Below are 893 nucleotides of genomic sequence, written 5' to 3'. Positions count from 1 at the left end.
CGCCCTGGCGGGCGATCCGCGGGTCACCGCCGCCGCCCGCGCGGCGCTGGAGGCCGTCCACCGGTTCGGGGTCGGCCGGTTCGGTGAGGCGGGGGCCGCGTCGGCGTTCTTCTCCGTCGCCGACGACGACGCGGGCGTGGACCTCGACGCCGCGCTGCGACGGCTGCTGGATCCCGAGGGGGGCGCCGGGCTGCCGGAGCTGATGGAGGCGTACGCGCGGGGTGTGGGACTCACCGTATGGTTCACGCCTCCGGCACCGCTGGACCGGGAGGGCAACTGGTACCGGGAGTTCCACCACGACCGGGGCTTCCCGGTGGGCCACGGCCCGGCCGACGCCGCCCGCGAGGCGCTGGCGCGCTACTCGCGGCTGGCCGGTGTGCGGCGGGCGGACGTCCTCGCCTTCCGGGAGGCCGTCATCGGCTGGCAGCTGTCCCTGGACCGCCACTCCCTGATCGAGGTTCTCCTCGCCTCCCACACCCTCGGCCTCGGGGACACCGCGGAGCGGGCGGCGGCTCTCGGTGACGCGGTCCACCTCTACCAATGGGCGGACGACGCCCTGTCCCCCCGTACCCGTTCCGGCCGTACCCGTTCCGACGCGGCGGGGCAGGACGGCGGCCTGCGGTTGCCGCACCGGCGGCTGTACGGCACCGGGGTCGGCCGGTTTCCCCCGGAGGCGACCGGGTCCGGCACGGTGCCGGACGGTCTTGTCCTCGCCGTACAGCGCGGGGAGAGGGTGCTGTCCGGGGAGTACGACCCCGACAAGCTGCCGGGGCGCGAGGAGGCGCTGCTCGACTGGCGGCGGCGGCACGGCGGTTCGCCGCTCGACGCCCTGGACCGCGCCCACGTCACCGCCCTCCACCTGCTGGGCGGTCCGGACGCGGCGCTGCTGGGCG

The 893-nt window shown here is 76.7% G+C and carries 1 protein-coding gene; it reads left to right on the top strand.

All coding sequences use genetic code 11. The features are described from left to right. Positions 1-893, top strand: an 893-nt coding sequence (locus tag GT042_RS34500; protein WP_161312631.1) for a cell division protein FtsQ/DivIB, incomplete at both ends; no start/stop codon positions are given.

Origin of the sequence: Streptomyces sp. SID3212, assembly GCF_009865405.1 — a bacterium.
Lineage (GTDB): Bacteria > Actinomycetota > Actinomycetes > Streptomycetales > Streptomycetaceae > Streptomyces.
Note: the sequence above shows the minus strand (reverse complement) of the source record. Positions and strands in the feature narration are given on the sequence as shown.